General features: G+C 69.6%; 15 protein-coding genes. 2 read left to right on the forward strand and 13 right to left on the reverse strand.

Annotation, left to right across the window (positions count from 1 at the left end; all coding sequences use genetic code 11):
- Window positions 1-43 precede the first annotated feature (43 nt).
- The 4 genes from ACWPXE_RS31190 to ACWPXE_RS31205 form a co-directional block, all read right to left on the reverse strand.
- Window positions 44-1,186, reverse strand: a complete 1,143-nt coding sequence (locus ACWPXE_RS31190; protein WP_454020926.1) for a class I SAM-dependent methyltransferase — start codon at window positions 1,184-1,186, stop codon at window positions 44-46.
- Between the two features lie 17 nt (window positions 1,187-1,203).
- Window positions 1,204-2,010 carry a prolipoprotein diacylglyceryl transferase gene (gene lgt, locus ACWPXE_RS31195; RefSeq protein ID WP_237907942.1) on the reverse strand — a complete coding sequence of 269 codons (807 nt, stop codon included), beginning with the start codon at window positions 2,008-2,010 and terminating at the stop codon, window positions 1,204-1,206.
- Between the two features lie 60 nt (window positions 2,011-2,070).
- Complete coding sequence (rfaD, locus tag ACWPXE_RS31200; protein WP_174440122.1) at window positions 2,071-3,057, reverse strand: ADP-glyceromanno-heptose 6-epimerase; 987 nt, start codon at window positions 3,055-3,057, stop codon at window positions 2,071-2,073.
- 122 nt (window positions 3,058-3,179) lie between these two features.
- Window positions 3,180-4,880: a long-chain-fatty-acid--CoA ligase gene (locus tag ACWPXE_RS31205; RefSeq protein ID WP_454020983.1), complete on the reverse strand. Its 1,701-nt coding sequence runs from the start codon at window positions 4,878-4,880 to the stop codon at window positions 3,180-3,182.
- 246 nt (window positions 4,881-5,126) lie between these two features.
- Here ACWPXE_RS31205 and ACWPXE_RS31210 point away from each other — a divergent pair, with 246 nt between their 5' ends.
- Together ACWPXE_RS31210 and ACWPXE_RS31215 are read left to right on the forward strand one after the other, a co-directional pair.
- Complete coding sequence (locus ACWPXE_RS31210; protein WP_454020927.1) at window positions 5,127-5,660, forward strand: cold-shock protein; 534 nt, start codon at window positions 5,127-5,129, stop codon at window positions 5,658-5,660.
- A gap of 109 nt (window positions 5,661-5,769) precedes the next feature.
- Entirely contained in the window at window positions 5,770-6,432 is a 663-nt protein-coding gene (locus tag ACWPXE_RS31215; protein ID WP_454020928.1) for a chemotaxis protein, read from the forward strand.
- A gap of 6 nt (window positions 6,433-6,438) precedes the next feature.
- Here ACWPXE_RS31215 and ACWPXE_RS31220 read toward each other — a convergent pair whose 3' ends face one another.
- The 9 genes from ACWPXE_RS31220 to bioF all read right to left on the reverse strand — a co-directional run bounded on the left by ACWPXE_RS31220 (window position 6,439) and on the right by bioF (window position 17,022).
- Complete coding sequence (locus ACWPXE_RS31220; protein ID WP_454020929.1) at window positions 6,439-7,521, reverse strand: serine hydrolase domain-containing protein; 1,083 nt, start codon at window positions 7,519-7,521, stop codon at window positions 6,439-6,441.
- Between the two features lie 63 nt (window positions 7,522-7,584).
- Window positions 7,585-10,278 carry a pyruvate, phosphate dikinase gene (ppdK, locus tag ACWPXE_RS31225; protein WP_454020984.1) on the reverse strand — a complete coding sequence of 898 codons (2,694 nt, stop codon included), beginning with the start codon at window positions 10,276-10,278 and terminating at the stop codon, window positions 7,585-7,587.
- A gap of 279 nt (window positions 10,279-10,557) precedes the next feature.
- Complete coding sequence (locus tag ACWPXE_RS31230) at window positions 10,558-11,265, reverse strand: DUF2270 domain-containing protein (protein WP_149166239.1); 708 nt, start codon at window positions 11,263-11,265, stop codon at window positions 10,558-10,560.
- Window positions 11,266-11,320: 55 nt separating this feature from the next.
- Window positions 11,321-12,313, reverse strand: coding sequence for a biotin synthase BioB (bioB, locus tag ACWPXE_RS31235; protein WP_454020930.1), 993 nt, complete (start codon window positions 12,311-12,313; stop codon window positions 11,321-11,323).
- A 24-nt stretch (window positions 12,314-12,337) separates the two neighbouring features.
- Window positions 12,338-13,642 (reverse strand): adenosylmethionine--8-amino-7-oxononanoate transaminase, encoded by a 1,305-nt coding sequence (gene bioA / locus ACWPXE_RS31240; protein WP_454020931.1) that lies wholly within the window; start codon window positions 13,640-13,642, stop codon window positions 12,338-12,340.
- Window positions 13,639-14,316, reverse strand: a complete 678-nt coding sequence (gene bioD, locus ACWPXE_RS31245) for a dethiobiotin synthase (protein WP_454020985.1) — start codon at window positions 14,314-14,316, stop codon at window positions 13,639-13,641. Before bioD ends, bioA begins: the two co-directional genes overlap by 4 nt.
- A gap of 101 nt (window positions 14,317-14,417) precedes the next feature.
- Window positions 14,418-15,059 carry a methyltransferase gene (locus ACWPXE_RS31250; RefSeq protein ID WP_454020932.1) on the reverse strand — a complete coding sequence of 214 codons (642 nt, stop codon included), beginning with the start codon at window positions 15,057-15,059 and terminating at the stop codon, window positions 14,418-14,420.
- Window positions 15,056-15,844: an alpha/beta fold hydrolase gene (locus ACWPXE_RS31255; RefSeq protein ID WP_454020933.1), complete on the reverse strand. Its 789-nt coding sequence runs from the start codon at window positions 15,842-15,844 to the stop codon at window positions 15,056-15,058. The genes ACWPXE_RS31250 and ACWPXE_RS31255 overlap by 4 nt, the downstream gene beginning before the upstream one ends.
- Window positions 15,841-17,022, reverse strand: coding sequence for an 8-amino-7-oxononanoate synthase (bioF, locus tag ACWPXE_RS31260; RefSeq protein WP_454020934.1), 1,182 nt, complete (start codon window positions 17,020-17,022; stop codon window positions 15,841-15,843). The genes ACWPXE_RS31255 and bioF overlap by 4 nt, the downstream gene beginning before the upstream one ends.
- Window positions 17,023-17,083 lie beyond the last annotated feature (61 nt).

Genomic DNA, 17,083 nt, shown 5'->3' on the forward strand with positions numbered 1-17,083 from the left:
CCCGTCCCTTTGCTGTCGCGGTCTCTTGTTCGGATGCCAGTGTCTAGGATGCCAGATCCGGGCTTTCGAAGCCCGCCGGTGAGCCCAGGCCGGGGGAGGCGAGGGCCATCGCCTTGAAGAGGGTGCCCATTTGGTCGGGCGCGATCAAGCGGGCCAGTGCGGAGTCGATGTCCGCGGCCTGCTTCGCCGTGGCGTTGCGCTTCAGCGCGGCGGCGCGCGGCTGGATGCCCAGCCGGACCAGCCAGTCGCCCTGGTCCACCGGGCCGAAGCTCTCCGCTCCACCCTCGCGCGCCGCGGCGGCGATGGCGGCGAAATCCACATGGGCGGTCAGGTCGGCCTCGCCCGGCGCGTCCAGCACGGGGGCGTAGGCGTGGCGGCGCAGCGCCTGGAGCGTGTCGCCGACCGCCGGCCCGCCGCGGTAGCCGTAGTCGATCACCAGCGCCGCGCCGGGGTGGGCGGCCAGACGCTCCCCGATCAGGCGGGCCACCGCCTGGGACGCCGGGGAGACCTCGACCACGCTGCCCTCCGGCGCGTCGCGCAGGGCCGTCGGGATCAGACGGGCGCCGGCGCTGCCGAAGGCCTCCAGGACGAAGCGGAAGCGGGGCGTGTCGGCAGTCATATCGGCGGATGCGGCGGGGTCGATGTCGATCAGCCGCTCGAACCAGCCGTGGTTGGTCTTCTGAACCTGACGGATGGGCAGGGCGTCGAAGAACTCGTTGGCGAGGATCAGGGTCGGGCCTTCGGGCACGTCCTCCAGCCGGTCGTGCCAAGCGACCGGAAGGCCGGCCAGGGTTTCCTTCTGGCGGGCGCGCAGCGTCGGGCTGGTCTCGACGAGATGGACCTGGGCGGCCTCGCGGAAGGCGGGGACGAGCGCGGCGGCGCGCAGGGCGTCCTGCATCAGCGTGCCGCGGCCCGGCCCCAGCTCCACCAGATGGACGGGGGCCGGGCCGCCCAGCCGCGCCCAGGTGTCGACGCACCACAGCCCGGCCAGCTCGCCGAACATCTGGCTGATTTCCGGGGCGGTGGTGAAGTCGCCGGACACGCCGAAGGGGTCCTGGCGCATGTAGTAGCCGAAGCGCGGATGCCCCAGCGCCTCCGCCATGAAGGCGGCAACCGACAGCGGCCCGTCCATCATGATGCGGCGGGCGAGGTGGTGGGCGAGGCTGTCCGGGGCGGCATCACTCATGACGGGACCTTCCGAACTCAGGCGGCGGCGGGACGGCGGCGGGCCTGGGCGACCAGCCACACACCGAACAGAACCATCGGCACCGACAGAAGTTGTCCCATCGTCGCCCCGGCGTAGAGGAAGCCCAGCTGCGCATCCGGCTCGCGGAAGAACTCCGCGATGATTCGCGACAGGCCGTAGCCGATGAAGAAGATGCCCGCCGTCATGCCGGCCCGACCGCGCACAGCCGGCATCCGCACCAGGATGGCCAGGAGGACGAACAGAACCGCCCCTTCCAGGAAGGCTTCATAGAGCTGGCTGGGGTGCCGCGGCACCTGCAGCGGGTCGCGCGGGAACACCACGGCCCAGGACACGTCGGGCGCCGGGCGGCCGTACAGCTCGCCGTTGATGAAGTTGGCGATGCGGCCGAAGAACAGCCCGATGGGGGCCGCCGCGGCGATCAGGTCGCCGAAGGCCAGTGGCGACAGGCCCCGCTTCCAGCAGAACAGCAGGATCGCGCCCAACACGCCGATCAGCCCGCCGTGGAAGGACATGCCGCCGTGCCAGACCATCAGCGCGTCGAGTGGATTCTGGAGGTAGAAGGGCAGGTTGTAGAACAGCACGTAGCCGATCCGCCCGCCCAGGATGACGCCGACCACGGCCCAGGTCAGGAAGTCGTCGTAATCCTCCGCCGAGGGGCGGCCCGGTGTGCTGCGGGCCAGCGCCAGGCAGTAGCGCCAGCCGAGCACGAAGCCCGCCAGATAGGCCAGCGCGTACCAGCGGATGACGATCGGCCCGAGTTCGAACGCCACGGGGTCGATGGCGGGGAAGGCGATGGCGAGCATGCGCGGCGGGTGCCTTATGTTGTTTGGGCGTTTCCCCCGTCGACGGGGGAGGCGGGACCGTCAGCGGTAGGGGTCGGGCTGCGACAGGAAATCCTGGACGTAACGGCGCACGCCCTCTTCCAGCTCGGTGAAGGGCTGGTCGAATCCGGCGGCGCGCAGGCGTTCGGTGCGCGCCTCGGTGAAATACTGGTACTTGCCCTGAAGCTCGGCCGGCATGTCGAAATACTCGACGCGCGGCTCCAGCCCCAGAGCGGCGAAGGTGGCGAGCGCCAGATCCTTGAAGCTGCGGGCCTTGCCGGTGCCGACGTTGAACAACCCGCTGACCTGCGGGTTGTCGTACAGCCAGAGCATCACCGCCACGCAGTCGTCCACGAAGATGAAGTCGCGGAGCTGCCCGCCGTCCTCGAACTCCGGGCGGTGCGACTTGAAGAGGCGGGCCGGCTCCCCGGCCTTCAGCTTGGGGTGCAGCTTGGCGACGACGCTCATCATGTCGTCCTTGTGCCGCTCGTTCGGGCCGTAGACGTTGAAGAACTTCAGGCCCGCCCATTGCGGCGGCAGGATGTCGCCTTCCGTCACCACGCGGGCGACGCGGCGGTCGATCAGATGCTTGGACCAGCCATAGGCGTTGAGCGGGCGCAGGGCCGCCAGCGCCTCCGGCGACCCGTCGTCGTCGAAGCCGGCGGAGCCGTCGCCGTAGGTCGCGGCGGAGGAGGCGTAGATCAGCCGCGCCCCCCGCCAGGAGGACCAGCGCCAGAGGTCCAGCGTCAGCGCCACGTTGTTGGCGACGATCTTGTCCACGTCGCGCTCCGTCGTCGCCGAGATGGCGCCGAGGTGGAAGATCACGTCGATCTCGGCGGCGTGCTGGTCGAGGAAGGCGAGCGCGTTCTCCGGAGCGACGAGGGTGGCGAGTTCCCGCTTGGCGAGATTCTGCCACTTCTCCCCGTCGCCGAAGCGGTCGATCACCGCGACGTTGGTGATTCCGCGCGCGGCCAGGGCCGCCACGAGGTTCGAGCCGATGAAACCGGCCCCACCGGTGACCACGATCATGCGCTTTTCCTTGCCGCCGGACCGAAAGAAAGGACGAGCGTCCTTATAGGGTCCGGGGGCGGGGCCGCAAGGTGGGGTGGGGCGTATGGCCACCCTGCGGTTCCGGAAGGGCGCGCCGCCCCTCATGCGCCCTTCCGCCGCTCCTCCTCCTCGTCCAGCAGGGCCTTGCGCGACAGCTTGCCGATCATCGTCTTGGGCAGCTCGCCGCGGAACTCGACCGCCTTGGGCATCTCGATGGGGGAGAGCTTGTCCTTGAGAAAGTCGATCAATTCCTCGCGCGTCAGGGTCTTGCCGTCGTCGACGCGGATGTAAGCCTTCACCGTCTGGCCGCGGTACTCGTCGGGCAGGCCGGCGACCACGCATTCCGCGACGGCGGGGTGCAGGTAGATCGCCTCCTCCACGTTGCGCGGGTAGACGTTGAAGCCGCTGCACAGGATCATGTCCTTGATGCGGTCGACGATGTGGGTGTAGCCGTCCTCGTCCATGTAGCCGACGTCGCCGGTGTGCAGGCGACCGTCCACCAGGGTCAGCGCCGTTTCGGACGGCTTGTTCCAATAGCCCTTCATCACCTGCGGGCCGCGGATGCACACCTCGCCCTTCTCGCCGACGGGCAGGACGCGGCGCGGCTCCTCCAGGCTGACGATCTCGATCAGCGTGCCGGGCAGGGGCAGGCCGATGGAGCCGGCCTTGTTCAGCCCGGTTATCGGATTCGCGGTGGCGACGGGAGAGGATTCGGACAGGCCGTAGCCCTCCACCAGGACGCAGCCGGTGTTCCGCTCGAACGCCTCCTTGACCTCCACCGGCAGGGGCGCGCCGCCCGACAGGCAGTAGCGGATCGAGGAGAGGTCGTATTTCTCCAGATGCCTGTGGTGGTTGATCGCCGTGTAGATGGTCGGCACCGCCGGGAACAGCGTCGGCTTCCTGGTGTGGATGGTTTCCATCACCTGGTCCAGCTCGAAGCGGGGCAGCATGACGATCTCCGCCCCGATGCGGATGCTGAAGTTCATCACCACGGTCATGGCGAAGACGTGGAAGAAGGGCAGAACGCCCAGCATCCGCTCCTCACCCTGCCGCGCGCCGACGAACCACAGGCTGCACTGCTCGGTGTTGGCGTAGAGGTTGGCGTGGGTCAGCATGGCGCCCTTGGGCACGCCGGTGGTCCCGCCGGTGTATTGCAGCACAGCCACGTCCTCCGCCGGGTCGATGGCGACCGGCTTCGGGGCGCCGTCGTTGGCGACGAGCCGGCGGAAGGACAGGTGGCGGTCGTCCGCGGGGATGCGCGCCAGCTCCGCCCGCTTGACGATGGGGAACAGCCAGTTCTTGGGGAAGGGCAGGATGTCGGCCATCGGGCAGATCACCAGCCGCTTCAGCCCCGATTCGGCGAGCATCCGCGCCATCTTGCCATAAAGCACCGTGAGGTCGAGCGTGACCATCAGCTCGACGCCGCTGTCGGTGATCTGGTGGTGCAGCTCCCGCTCGGCGTAGAGGGGGTTGAAGTTCACCACCGTCCCGCCGGCCTTCAGGATCGCGAAGTAGCAGATCACGAAATAGGGCGTGTTGGGCAGGAACAGCCCGACGCGCACGCCCTTGCCGACGCCGATCGCCTGGAAGCCGCGGGCGGCCCGGTCCACCATCCGCGCCACCTCCGCGTAGGTCGAGCGCTTGCCCATGAAGTCCAGGAAGGGACGCTCGGCGAAACGGGCCGCCGCGTCTTCCAGCAGCGCGGTCAGCGGTTTCACCGGAATCGGCGCGTTCCAGTCCACATCGGGTGGGTAGCCCAGGGTCCAGCTCTGGTCCGGCAGTGTACGGGCCGCATCCCCCATCATCGTTATCCCTCCCATGATCGGTTCTTGTTTGTTTGGGCTTGTTTGCGGGCCTTTGGCGCATTGTAGCCCTTTTTGTAACCCCTCATCCGGAGAAATGGTCCCTGTGACGGTGCCGTCGCCAGAGGCAAACGGCAGATGTGAAGAAAAAATTACGCTAGAAACCCTATTTTCCGTGTGGCTAAATTCGTGTTCGGCGGACGATCCGCTTTCCACGCTTGCGCCTTGACCGAAAGGATCGGACCCTTGCCTTCAGCCGATTCGCATCCCAGCGACGTTCTGGATGTTCCCTCCTCAGGCGAAGCGGCTCCGCTCCGCGTTTCGGTAAAATGGTTCGATCCGATCAAGGGTTTCGGCTTCGCAGCACCGCAGGATGGGACGACCGACGCCTTCCTGCACATCTCTGTCCTGAACCGGGCCGGGCTGCACGAGATCGGCGAAGGGGCGGAGCTTCTGTGCCGGGTGGTTCCGGGGAACAAGGGGCCGCAGGTTGCTGACATCTTGGACGTTCTGAGCACCGGGACGCCCGCTGAAAGCCGCAACACGCGCCACGGCGCGGCGTCCGGCCCCGAGGAGGAGCTGACGGGCACCGTGAAGTGGTTCAAGCCGGAGCAGGGTTTCGGATTCGTCACGGCGGACGACGGGGCCAAGGACGTCTTCGTCCACAAGAGCGTCCTGCGCCGCTGCAACTTGACCGGCCTGGAGTCCGGCCAGCGGGTGCTGCTGCGGGCGCGCGCCGCGCCGAAGGGGCGGGAAGCGTCCTGGGTCGTGCTGCTGTAACGCAGTCGCGGACGCTGAAAGGTCGGCGGGGTATGCGGACTTGCTGTATTTTCTTTAATTGCCATTGATTACCATCGTCCATGCCTTTGTCCCTTGCAGGCTGACAGTGATGCCTCTGTCCGGACCGCTTCACTTCCAATCCTCCGCCGGCGTCGACCGCTGCAGCGCGGACGGTGACGGGCTGCGCACCGACGGCAGCTACCTGGACAGTGAGTTCGGAGCCTATGTGGTGCCGGTGGTGCTGGGCCATCACCGGATCTCCAGCCGCGACGACGACATGCTGGTGACCACGCTCGGCTCCTGCGTCGCCGCCTGCATCAACGATCCGGTGGTCCGGGTCGGCGGCATGAACCATTTCCTGCTGCCCGGCTCTCCGTCCGGCGGCGAGGGCTTCGGCGTGGCGACCCGCTACGGCAGCGTTGCGATGGAATGGCTGATCAACGACCTGCTGACACGCGGCGCCCGGCGCGAGCGGATGGAGGTCAAGCTGTTCGGGGCGGCGCGCGTCATCGACACCAGCCTGGACGTCGGTGCCGCCAACGCCGCCTTCGCTGTGGACTATGTGCGGCGGGAGGGGCTGGCGCTGGCCGTGCAGGATCTGGGCGGGGACAAGGGGCGGCGCGTCCATTTCTTCCCGACCACCGGGCGGGCCTTTCGCCGTCTGCTGCGCCCCGAGGCGGAGCTGGAGACGGTGCATCAGGAGATGGACTATCTCCAGGCGCTGCGGCGCACCCCCGTGGAGGGGGAGATGGAGCTGTTCGAGCGGCGCTGACGGAAATCACTCGCGCAGGATTTCCGCGGCCTCCACGGTCATCCATTCCGCCTGGTCGTTGTCCTCGCCATCGGTGAAGAGGGCGACGGTCACCGCTTCCTCCCCCGGCTTGCGGGCGGGGAAGTGGTAGGCGCAGGCCGACCCGCCAGGCCCGCCGCCGGTGTGTCCCCAATAGGGCCCAGCCTGCCCGTCGCGCTCCACCATCAGGCCGAGGCCGTAGCCCGGCTCCACCCAGGGGCGCCCGCGCATGGTTCCCGGCACCGGGGCGGAGTCGAGCATGCGCGCCGCCATGGCGTTGGGCAGCAGGCCACCCGCGAACAGCGCGTGGAGAAGGCCGGCGATGTCCTGCGCCGTCGCGGCCACGACGCCATGGGCCACCCAGCCGGGATGGTAGAGGGCGGCCACATCGGCGGGCGGACCGTCCTTGCCGCCGAGATAGGGGCTGGGGCCGGTCCATAGGCCGGACAGGTCGTCGCGTTCCGTCGGCACTGACCAGCCGGTCAGGCCCAGCGGGCGGAACAGCTCACGGTCCAGGGCCTGGGCGAAGGACAGGCCGGTGACCCGCTCCAGCACCCGCTTCGCCAGCAGGTAGCCGATGTTGGAATAGGAGAATTCCCGCCCCGGCGCGGCGAACAAGTCGGCGGCGCGGCAGCGCTCCAGGAAGCCATCCTCGCTCCATGGCTCCTCGCCCGCCCGCACAGCGGCGTGGTAGGCGGGGCTGCCGCCGTAATTGCGCAGCCCGGCGCGGTGGGCGAGCAGTTGGGCCAGGGTGATCCGGTCGGCCGCCGCGAAGTCCGGCAACCAGCGGTCCAGCGGAGCGTCAAGGTCGATCAGGCCCCGCTCGCACAGCCGCAGCAGGGCGGTGGCGGTCAGGGTCTTGGTGATGCTGTAGACGAGAAAGCGGGCCGTGACCGGCGGAGGCGCCGCGCCGCCGCGGGCGAGGCCGGCGGTCCAGGAGCGCGGACCCGAGCGAACCGCCACCACCGCGGAGCGGGCCGCGGCGGAGCCGTCGCCCTCGTCGAGGCAGGCGACGAGACGGTCGGTCAACCGGTCGATGTGTGAGGTCGGAAGGGCGGGGTCAGTGTCCACGGAACCATCCCTCAAAAAACGAAGGCCCCCAGGGGTGGGGGCCTTCGCGTCGTCGGGTACCGGTCAGTCGCGCTTCACCGTGTCGGCGTCGAGCGCCGCCTGGGCGGCGGCCAGACGGGCGATCGGCACGCGGTAGGGCGAACAGGACACGTAATCCAGCCCGACCTTCTCGCAGAAGGAGATGGAGGCCGGGTCGCCGCCATGCTCGCCGCAGATGCCGAGCTTGATGTTCGGACGAACCTTGCGGCCGCGTTCCGTGGCGATGGCGATCAGCTCGCCGACGCCGTCCTGGTCCAGCGTCTGGAACGGGTCGTGCTCCAGAATGCCCTGGCGCTGGTACTCCGGCAGGAAGGCGCCGGCGTCGTCGCGCGACAGGCCGAAGGTGGTCTGGGTCAGGTCGTTGGTGCCGTAGGAGAAGAATTCCGCCGTCTCGGCGATCTCACCGGCCTTCAGCGCGGCGCGCGGCAGCTCGATCATGGTGCCGACCATGTACTCGAACGTGACGCCGGTCGAGTCCATGACCTCCTTGGCAACGCGGTCGACGACGGCCTTGAGGATGTCCAGCTCCTTCTTGGTGCCGATGAGCGGGATCATGACCTCCGGCATCACCGTCTCGCCCGTGGTCTGGGAGACCTCGGCGACCGCGCTGAAGATGGCGCGGGCCTGCATCTCGTAGATCTCGGGGTAGGTGATGCCCAGGCGGCAGCCGCGATGGCCCAGCATCGGGTTGGCCTCGTGGAGCTGCACCACGCGGTGGTTCACCTTGAGCTGGTCGGTGCCGGTGGCCTTGGCGACCTCCGCCATCTCCGCCTCGGTGTTGGGCAGGAACTCGTGCAGCGGCGGGTCGAGCAGGCGGATGGTCACCGGCAGGCCCGACATGATCGTGAACAGCTCGGCGAAGTCCTTCTTCTGGAAGGGCTCCAGCTTGGCCAGAGCGGCGCGGCGGCCGGCTTCGCTCTCCGCCAGGATCATCTCGCGCACCGCCAGGATGCGGTCCGGGTCGAAGAACATGTGCTCGGTGCGCGACAGGCCAATGCCCTCCGCGCCGAACTTCCGCGCGGTGCGGGCGTCCAGCGGGGTCTCCGCGTTGGTGCGGATCTTCATGCGGCGCAGCGAATCGGCCCAGCCCATCAGCGTGGCGAAGTCGCCCGACAGCTCCGGCTGGATCGTCGGCACCTCGCCCAGCATCACCTCGCCGGTCGAACCGTCGATGGTGACGATGTCGCCTTCCTTGATGGTGACGCCGCGGACCGACATGGTCCTGGACTTGTAGTCCACGCGCAGGTCACCGGCGCCCGACACGCAGGCGCGGCCCATGCCGCGGGCCACCACGGCGGCGTGGCTGGTCATGCCGCCGCGGGTGGTCAGGATGCCGCGGGCGGCGTGCATGCCGTGGATGTCTTCCGGAGAGGTCTCGACGCGGCAGAGGATGACCGCCTCGCCCTGGCCGGCCAGCGTCTCCGCCTCGTCGGCGGTGAAGACGACCTTGCCCGAGGCCGCACCCGGCGACGCCGGCAGGCCCTTGGCGATGACCTTGCGCTCCGCCTTCGGGTCCAGCGTCGGGTGGAGGAGCTGGTCGAGCGAGGCCGGATCGATGCGGCGCACGGCCTCGGCCTTGTCGATCAGGCCTTCGTCGGCCAGATCGACGGCGATCTTCAGCGCCGCCGGGGCGGTGCGCTTGCCATTGCGGGTCTGCAGCATGAACAGCTTGTTCTGCTGGACCGTGAACTCGATGTCCTGCATGTCGCGGTAGTGCTTCTCCAGCGTGAGGCGGACCTCATTGAGCTGGTTGAAGACCTCCGGCATGACCTCTTCCATGGCGGGCAGGTCGGACTTGTTGGCCTCCTTGCCGGCGATGGTCAGGTGCTGCGGCGTGCGGATGCCGGCCACCACGTCTTCGCCCTGGGCGTTGACGAGGTATTCGCCGTAGAAGGCGTTCTCGCCGGTGGACGGGTTGCGGGTGAAGGCCACGCCGGTGGCGCAGTCGTTGCCCATGTTGCCGAACACCATGCACTGCACGTTGACGGCGGTGCCCCAGTCGGCGGGGATGTCGTGCAGCTTGCGGTAGGTAATCGCGCGGGCGTTCATCCAGGAGCCGAACACGGCGCCGACGGCGCCCCACAGCTGCTCCTGCACGTCCTGCGGGAAGGGCTTGCCGAGTTCGTGCTCGACGGCCTTCTTATAGTCCTCGATGACGGCCTGCCAGTCGGCGGCGCTCAGGTCGGTGTCGAGGTTGTGGTTCTTGTCGCGCTTGTGGTTGTCCAGGATCTCCTCGAAGTGGTGGTGGTCAACGTCCAGCACCACGTTCGAGTACATCTGGATGAAGCGGCGGTAGCTGTCGTAGGCGAATCGGGCGTCGCCCGAGCGCTTGGCGAGGCCGGCGGCGGTCGCGTCGTTCAGGCCGAGATTCAGCACCGTGTCCATCATGCCCGGCATGGAGGCGCGGGCGCCGGAGCGCACCGAGACCAGCAGCGGGTTGGCCGGATCGCCGAAGGTGGCGCCCATGGCCTGCTCCAGCTGCTTGACCGCGGCGTCCACCTGGGCCTTCAGCTCCGGCGGATAGTTGCGGCCGTTGGCATAGAAATAGGTGCAGACCTCGGTTGTGATGGTGAAACCCGGAGGAACCGGGAGGCCCAGATTGGCCATCTCGGCCAGATTGGCTCCCTTGCCGCCGAGCAGGTTCTTCATGTCCGCCCGGCCTTCGGTGGCATCGGCACCGAAGCAGTAAACCCACTTGTTCTCGCCCTGGCTCGCCATCGTGAAATCCTCGTTCACCTCTATGGTCGTCCGGCCGTCGGCTGTGCGGGGAACCGGTGAAGATCAGCCCGGCGAACGGGTGTCCTTCTGGTATGACCGCGCAACCGCATCCGATGGAGCCCCTTCTAGCCCCCCGCGGAAGGAGAACACAAGACGATCCGTTGCATAGCGTGAGCGCGACGGTGCTGATCCCATTTATGCCACGGCGCGCAAAAGAGGCAGGTCGGACGGAAAACTACTCCTTATCCCTTGCGCAAAAAGGGAAATCCGCCGCGGCCCTCACGGACCGCGGGCAAGATCCAGAACGGCGTCGGTGGCCGGCGGCGGCGGGCGTTCGCGGTCGGCGCCGCGGCGGCTGCGGAAGGTCCGGAAGGCGATGGCCATCCAGGTGCCGTGGAAAGCGAGGCCGCAGAGCAGGACGATCTCCCCCGGCACCGGCCCGATGGTCGCCCGCGCGAACAGCTCGTCCAGGCTCGACAGCGGGACCGGGTGGATCATCAGCTTGCCCAGATAGGCCACCACCTGGATCAGGAAGATCCAGCCGTAGTTCCGCCGGAGCCGGCGGCCCACCGCCTCCAGGTAGGTGATATGCAGGTTGGGGTTCTGGTAGTCCTGGAACAGCGTCTCGTTCCAGCCCCGGGCGAACTGATCGCCCTGGCCGCGCAGTATCGGGCCGAGGAAATACAGCTCCAGCACATGGGCGCGGATTCGCCAGAAGTCGAAGAAGCGGTAGCGCCGCGCCTCGATGTAGAGGAACACGGCGACCAGAAGCCCCACCAGCACCAGCGGCAGGGGGGAGGCGGTGGCGCTGCTGAAGGTCAGCGACAGGGCGATGCCGGTGGTCACCACCGCCCAGTTGGTGGTGGCGTCCAGCCGCGTGCGCCAGACGGTGCTGCGGTAGATCTCGGCCCTGTAGAGGTGCGACAGGGCCGTGACCTCGGCCGAGGTGTAGTGGGTCTTGGGTGCTTTGGCGGCGATGTCGTCCATGCTCGGCGTCCTCCCCCTTGGCGTTTCTTGCGCGGGGGCCGGGGACGCCGGCGCGTCAATGGGCGCCGCCGTCGGCCTCCAGCCCCAGCCGGTCGAACAGCCGCCGGTCGGCCTCATGCTCCGGGTTGCCGGTGGTCAGCAGCTTGTCGCCATAGAAGATGGAGTTCGCGCCGGCGTAGAAACAGAGCGCCTGACCCTCGTCGCTGAGCGAGCGGCGGCCCGCCGATAGGCGGACGTAGGAACGCGGCATCAGGATGCGGGCGACCGCGATGGTGCGGATGAACTCGAAGGCGTCCAGCGCGTCGACGTCGCCCAGCGGGGTGCCGGCGACCGACACCAGCTTGTTGATCGGCACGCTTTCCGGCTGCGGCGACAGGTTCGCCAGAGTCTCCAGCAGTCCGGCGCGGTCCACCCGGCTCTCCCCCAGCCCGACGATGCCGCCGGAACAGACCTTCAGCCCGGCGTCGCGGACGTTGGCCAGCGTGTCCAGCCGGTCGCGGTAGCTGTGGGTGGAGACGATCTGCTCGTAGAACTCCTCCGACGTGTCGAGGTTGTGATTGTAGTAGTCGAGGCCTGCGTCCTTCAACGCGTCGGCCTGCGGGCGGGTCAGCATGCCCAGCGTCATGCAGGCTTCCAGCCCCAGGTCCTTCACGTCGCGGACGATGTTCGCCAGCTTCTCGACGTCGCGGTCCTTCAGCTCACGCCACGCAGCACCCATGCAGAAGCGGCCGGCGCCCGCCTTCTTGGCCTTCTCCGCGGCGGCGCGCACCTGGGCGCGGTCGAGCAGCTTCTCCGCCTCGACGCCGGTGTCGTACTTCACGCTCTGCGCGCAGTATTTGCAATCCTCCTGGCAGCCGCCGGTCTTGATGTTCAGCAGGGTGGAGAGCTGGACCTTGTTCGGGTCGTGGTGCTGGCGGTGCGTCTCGTGGGCGCGGTGCAGCAGCTCCATGAAGGGCAGCTCGAACAGGGCCAGGATGTCCTCGCGGCTCCAGCGCCGGGCGATGGTGGTAGAGGTGGAGTCCGCGGTCTGCATGGCGGTGTCGGGCATGGTCGGTCCTCGGGGGAAAGCGAATCAGAGAAGGGTATCGGCGGCGTCGCGGATCGCGGCGTAGGCGCGGTCCAACTGCCCGTCCGTCACGCAGTAGGGCGGCAGAAGGTATATCACGGGGCCGAGCGGGCGCAGCAGCAATCCCCGCTCCAGGAAGAAGCGCTTCAGCGTCTGCCCGACCGCGGCGGTGTAGCCCTGCGCGTCGGTCACCTCGATGGCGGCGATGGTGCCCAGGACGCGCCCGCGCGACAGCTTCGGGTGCCGAGACAAGTCGGCGATGGCGGCGCGGTGCCGCTTCTCGATGCGCGCGAGGTTGGCGGCGGTTTCCGCCGAGGTGGTCAGCTCCAGCGAAGCCAAGGCGGCGGCGCAGCCCAGCGGGTTGGCGGTGAAGCTGTGGCCGTGGGCGAAGGCCCGGTCGAAGCCGGCGCCGAGGAACGCCTCGTAGATCGAAGCGCCGCAGGCGGTGACCGACAGCGGCAGGAAACCGCCGGTCAGTCCCTTGGACAGGCAGATCAGGTCCGGGGCGACTCCGGCCTTCTGGCTGGCGAACAGGGCGCCGGTGCGGCCGAAGCCGGTCATCACCTCGTCGAAGATCACCAGACCGCCCGCCGCCCGCACCCGCGCCGCCATGGCCCGCAGGAACTCCGGCCGGCAGAAGCGCATGCCGGACGCGCCCTGGACCAGCGGTTCGATGATGACGGCGACCATCTCCGTCCCGTTGGCGGCCAGCCAGCGGTCGAGCCAGTCCAGCGCCGCGGCCTCCTTCGCCGCGACCTCCGGGTCGCCGTCCCAGGTGGCCGGGTAGGGCATGCGGTCGACGGCGAACAGCAACTCCTGGAACGGCTCGTAGAAGCCGGAGCCGACCCCCGCCGCCATCGCGCCAAAGGTGTCGCCGTGGTAGCTGCCCTCGAAGGCGAGGAAGCGGCGGCGCTGGCCCTCGCCGTTGTTGCGCCAGTACTGCCAGGCGAGCTTCAGCGCCACCTCCACCGCGGTCGAGCCGTTGTCGGAGTAGAAGACGCGGTCGAGATTTCCCGGCAGCACCTCGGCCAGCCGGGCGGCGAGGCGCGCGGCGGGGCTGTGGGTGAAGTCGGCGAAGATCACCTGCTCCAGCCGGTGGGCCTGTTCCGCGATGGCCCCGGCGATGGCCGGGTGGGCGTGGCCGTGCAGGTTCACCCACCAGGAGGAGATGAGGTCCAGGATTTCCCGCCCGTCCTCGGTGAACAGGCTGACCCCCTTGCCGTGGGTGACGGCCAGCGGCTCCGGCGCGGTCTGCGCCTGGGTGAAGGGGTGCCAGACGTGGCGGCGATCCAGGGCGATGGTATCGGTCATGGAAACACGCTGTCGAAGGAAGGGATGAGGGCCGCCACCTCGGCGACGGTTTCGGCGTCGATTTGGTCGAGCGTGGGAATCTCGGCCAGGACGCGGACCTTGCCGAACCGCTCGATGGCGGCGCGGTTGCCGGGGTTGGGCGGGCCGTTCAGCACCACCCCGGCCACCGCCAGCCCGCGCGCCCGCAGCGCCTCCAGGCTGAGCAGCGTGTGGTTGATGGTGCCGAGCGTGCTGCGCGCCACCAGCACCACCGGCAGGCCGAAGCGGGCGATCAGGTCGATGATGAAGACGTCCTCCGTCACCGGCACCATCAGCCCGCCGGCCCCCTCCACCACCAGCGGGCGGTCGGTGTCGGGCAGAGCCAGGGCGCCGGCGTCGATGGCGACGCCCTCCAGCTCCGCCGCGGCGTGGGGGGACAGCGGCTCCGCCAGCGCGCAAGCCGGCGGGTGGACGCGCTCCGCGGGCAGGGCGGCGAGGGAGGCGACGGTGGGGGTGTCGCCCGGTTCGTCCTTCAGGCCGGTTTGCAGGGGCTTCCAATAGGCGGCGTCCCAGGCCCGCGCGAGCACGGCGGAGACCAGCGTCTTGCCGACGCCGGTGTCGGTGCCGGTGACGAACACCCCGCGGGGCTGGGCGCCGTCCTTGCGGAACAGGCCGTAGGCGATGTGATGGGTCATGATCAGTCCTTCCGGCCGTTCCAGCCGGCGCAGCACGCGGCGCAGGGCGCCCGGAGGCAGGGGGCGGCGGCCCTCCGCCGGCAGATGGGCGCCGATGCCCTTCAGTTCGGCCAGGAACTCCAGCCCGTCGGCGTGATGGCGGAGCAGCCGCTCCTCCTCGACCGATCCCGCGCCGCCGGTGGGCCACAGCCGGTCGAGGGCGTGGCGGGTGGGGTAGGCGGAATCCCAGCCTCCAGCCCGAGCGCATGGTGGGCCTCCCGCCATTCGCGGAAGCTGTCGGCGGCCAATGTTGCGACGGCGATGCGCCCTCCCGGCGCCAGCAGCCCCACCCAGTGCGCCAAGGCGGCGGCGGGGTCGCGGAACCATTGCAGGGCGAGGCTGGAGACGATCAGGTCGAAGGGCAGGTCGAAGGGGCCGTCGAGGTCCGGCTGTTCCCCGTCCATGATCCGGAACTCGGAATCGGTCGGGTCGCCCAATGCGGCGCGGCAGCGCGCCAGCATGTCCGGCGACAGGTCGGTGAGCAGCCAGTCCGCCGGTCCGATCCGCTCGCGCAGGGCGCGACTGAGGAAGCCGGTGCCGCAGCCGATCTCCAGCACGCGGGGGCGGGGCGGCAAGGGCAGGCGGGCGACGCGCTCCGCCAAACGCTCCGCCGCGGCGCGCTGCACGGCGGCGTGCTCCTCGTAACAGGGGGCGGCCTTGCCGAAGGCGGCGGCGATGGCGGCCTTGCGCGGGTCGGCGGTCATCGTGAAAGCCCGGCGGCGAAAGCGGCGATCCGCTCGGCGCACCAGCCCGGCGCGGTCAGCGGCAGCAGATGCCCGCCGTCCGGGTACCACTCGACCGAAACCCCATGGTATCCGCCATTCCCTCTCCCCTCTGGGGAGAGGGTTAGGGTGAGGGGGGTGCGCAATGCCTGATCGTCCGGTTCCCCGAGAACCCCCTCACCCGGCGCCTTCGGCGTCACCCTCTCCCCGGAGGGACGAGGGACAGAGTGGTTGCGAAACGCCTGTTCGGTCATGGCCGGCGGGACGATGGGGTCCTGCGCTCCCGCCAGGGCCAACACCGGGCCGGTGAGCGCAGCGCGGGCGTCCCAGTCGCGCAACGCCCGCAGGGCCTCGCCCAGCCGGGCCGCGTCCAGTCCTTCCGGCGGCGGAGCTTCGCAGCCGCAGCGGCGCAGGAAGTCCGCGGTCACCGCCTCCGGTGCGGCGTCGAAGCGCGCGATCATGCGGTCCAGCAGCCGGCGCGGCGTGGCGGGAGCGAAGCCGTCGCCCTCGGTGAAGCGCGGGAAGCCATTGACCAGCACCAGCCCGTCCCAGGCGAAGGGCCGCTCGTGCAGCAGCCACAGCCCTCCGAAAGAATGGCCGACCGCGACAATGGGGCGCCCGGCAGGACGCTCGGGAAGCGACGGTGGGCCGTAGAAGCCGAGATCCACCGCCACGCTCTCCCCATTCGGAAGGGCGTCCCGCACACCGTCCCAGAGGGCGGTGCCGAACCCCCAGCCATGGACGAAGACCAACAGCGGCGCGGTCATCGCCGGCTCCAGGCGTCGGCCAGCGCGTCCGTCAAGGCGTCCAGGTCGGCGTCCGTGTGGGCGGCAGACAGGGCGAAGCGCAGGCGGCTGGTGCCCGGCGGCACGGTCGGCGGGCGGATGGCGATGCCCAGGATGCCGCGCTCCTCCAACCGCCGGCTGAGCGCCAGCGCATCCTCCTCCGCTCCGGTGATGGCCGGGACGATCTGCGTGCTCGACCCCGCGGTGGCGATGCCCAGCCCGTCGAAGGCAGCGCGCAGCCGTTCGGCCATGGCTTGGAGCCGGGCGCGCTCGGCGTCCAGCGTCGGCACGAGGTCGAGGGCCGCGTCCATCGCCCCCAGCACGGCGGGCGGCAGGGCGGTGGCGTAGATCAGCCCGCCGCAGCGGTTCACCAGATAGTCGCAGAGCGCCCTCGACCCCGCCACATAGGCGCCGAAGCCGCCCAGCGCCTTGCTGAAGGTGCCCATGGCGAGGTCCACGCGCCCCTCGCCCAGCGCCGCCAGCCCCATCCCGCGCGGGCCGAGCACGCCGGTCGCGTGCGCCTCGTCGAGGAACAGGAAGGCGCCGTGCCGCTCCGCCAGAGCGGCCAGCGCCGGCACGTCGGCGCGGTCACCGTCCATGCTGAAGACGCTCTCCGTGACGATGAAGCGCGTGCCCGGCTCCCCCGTGCGCTGGGCCAGCAGGCTGTCCAGATGGTCGAGGTCGTTGTGGCGGAAGCGGATCTGCCGCACCCCGGCGGCGGCACAGCCGTGATGCAGGCTGGCGTGGTTCAGCCGGTCGGTGAAGACCAGCGCATCGCCACCCAACAGTTCGCGGTCGAACAGCGCGGGCAGGATGGCGGCGTTGGCCTGCCAGCCGGAATTGAACAGAAGCGCCGCCTCCGTGCCCTTCAGCCGGGCGAGCTTCGCCTCGACCTCCGCATGAAGCTCCAGCGTGCCGCAGACGAGGCGCGACGCAGTGGCTCCGGCACCCCAGCGCTGCGCCCACTCGCCGGCGCGCTCCACCAGCAGGGGGTGGGAGGCGAGGCCGAGATAGTCGTTGCTGGAGAAGTTCAGCAGCGTCCGTCCGCCGCGCCGGATGCGTCCCGCCCCCTCCGGGCGCACGGGCAGCAGGGAGCGGCGCGTGTGGCGCTGGTCGAGGCGGTCGAGATGCTGGCGGAACAGCGGGTCGAGCAGGGACATGATGCGGGCGTGATAGCAGAGCGTGGCGCTGGGGCGAAAGGCCCGATTAGCACAGCTGCCC

The sequence above is a fragment of the Azospirillum sp. Marseille-Q6669 genome (assembly GCF_965111635.1).

What these genes read in the sequence shown, in the direction of transcription:
- ACWPXE_RS31250 (WP_454020932.1), bottom strand. Translation starts at nt 15,059, where the DNA reads ATGACCGCCGACCCGCGCAAGGCCGCCATCGCCGCCGCCTTCGGCAAG.
- ACWPXE_RS31255 (WP_454020933.1), bottom strand. Translation starts at nt 15,844, where the DNA reads ATGACCGCGCCGCTGTTGGTCTTCGTCCATGGCTGGGGGTTCGGCACC.
- ACWPXE_RS31205 (WP_454020983.1), bottom strand. Translation starts at nt 4,880, where the DNA reads ATGGGGGATGCGGCCCGTACACTGCCGGACCAGAGCTGGACCCTGGGC.
- ACWPXE_RS31215 (WP_454020928.1), top strand. Translation starts at nt 5,770, where the DNA reads ATGCCTCTGTCCGGACCGCTTCACTTCCAATCCTCCGCCGGCGTCGAC.
- bioA (WP_454020931.1), bottom strand. Translation starts at nt 13,642, where the DNA reads ATGACCGATACCATCGCCCTGGATCGCCGCCACGTCTGGCACCCCTTC.
- bioB (WP_454020930.1), bottom strand. Translation starts at nt 12,313, where the DNA reads ATGCCCGACACCGCCATGCAGACCGCGGACTCCACCTCTACCACCATC.
- ACWPXE_RS31230 (WP_149166239.1), bottom strand. Translation starts at nt 11,265, where the DNA reads ATGGACGACATCGCCGCCAAAGCACCCAAGACCCACTACACCTCGGCC.
- bioF (WP_454020934.1), bottom strand. Translation starts at nt 17,022, where the DNA reads ATGTCCCTGCTCGACCCGCTGTTCCGCCAGCATCTCGACCGCCTCGAC.
- bioD (WP_454020985.1), bottom strand. Translation starts at nt 14,316, where the DNA reads ATGACCCATCACATCGCCTACGGCCTGTTCCGCAAGGACGGCGCCCAG.
- ACWPXE_RS31190 (WP_454020926.1), bottom strand. Translation starts at nt 1,186, where the DNA reads ATGAGTGATGCCGCCCCGGACAGCCTCGCCCACCACCTCGCCCGCCGC.
- lgt (WP_237907942.1), bottom strand. Translation starts at nt 2,010, where the DNA reads ATGCTCGCCATCGCCTTCCCCGCCATCGACCCCGTGGCGTTCGAACTC.
- rfaD (WP_174440122.1), bottom strand. Translation starts at nt 3,057, where the DNA reads ATGATCGTGGTCACCGGTGGGGCCGGTTTCATCGGCTCGAACCTCGTG.
- ppdK (WP_454020984.1), bottom strand. Translation starts at nt 10,278, where the DNA reads ATGGCGAGCCAGGGCGAGAACAAGTGGGTTTACTGCTTCGGTGCCGAT.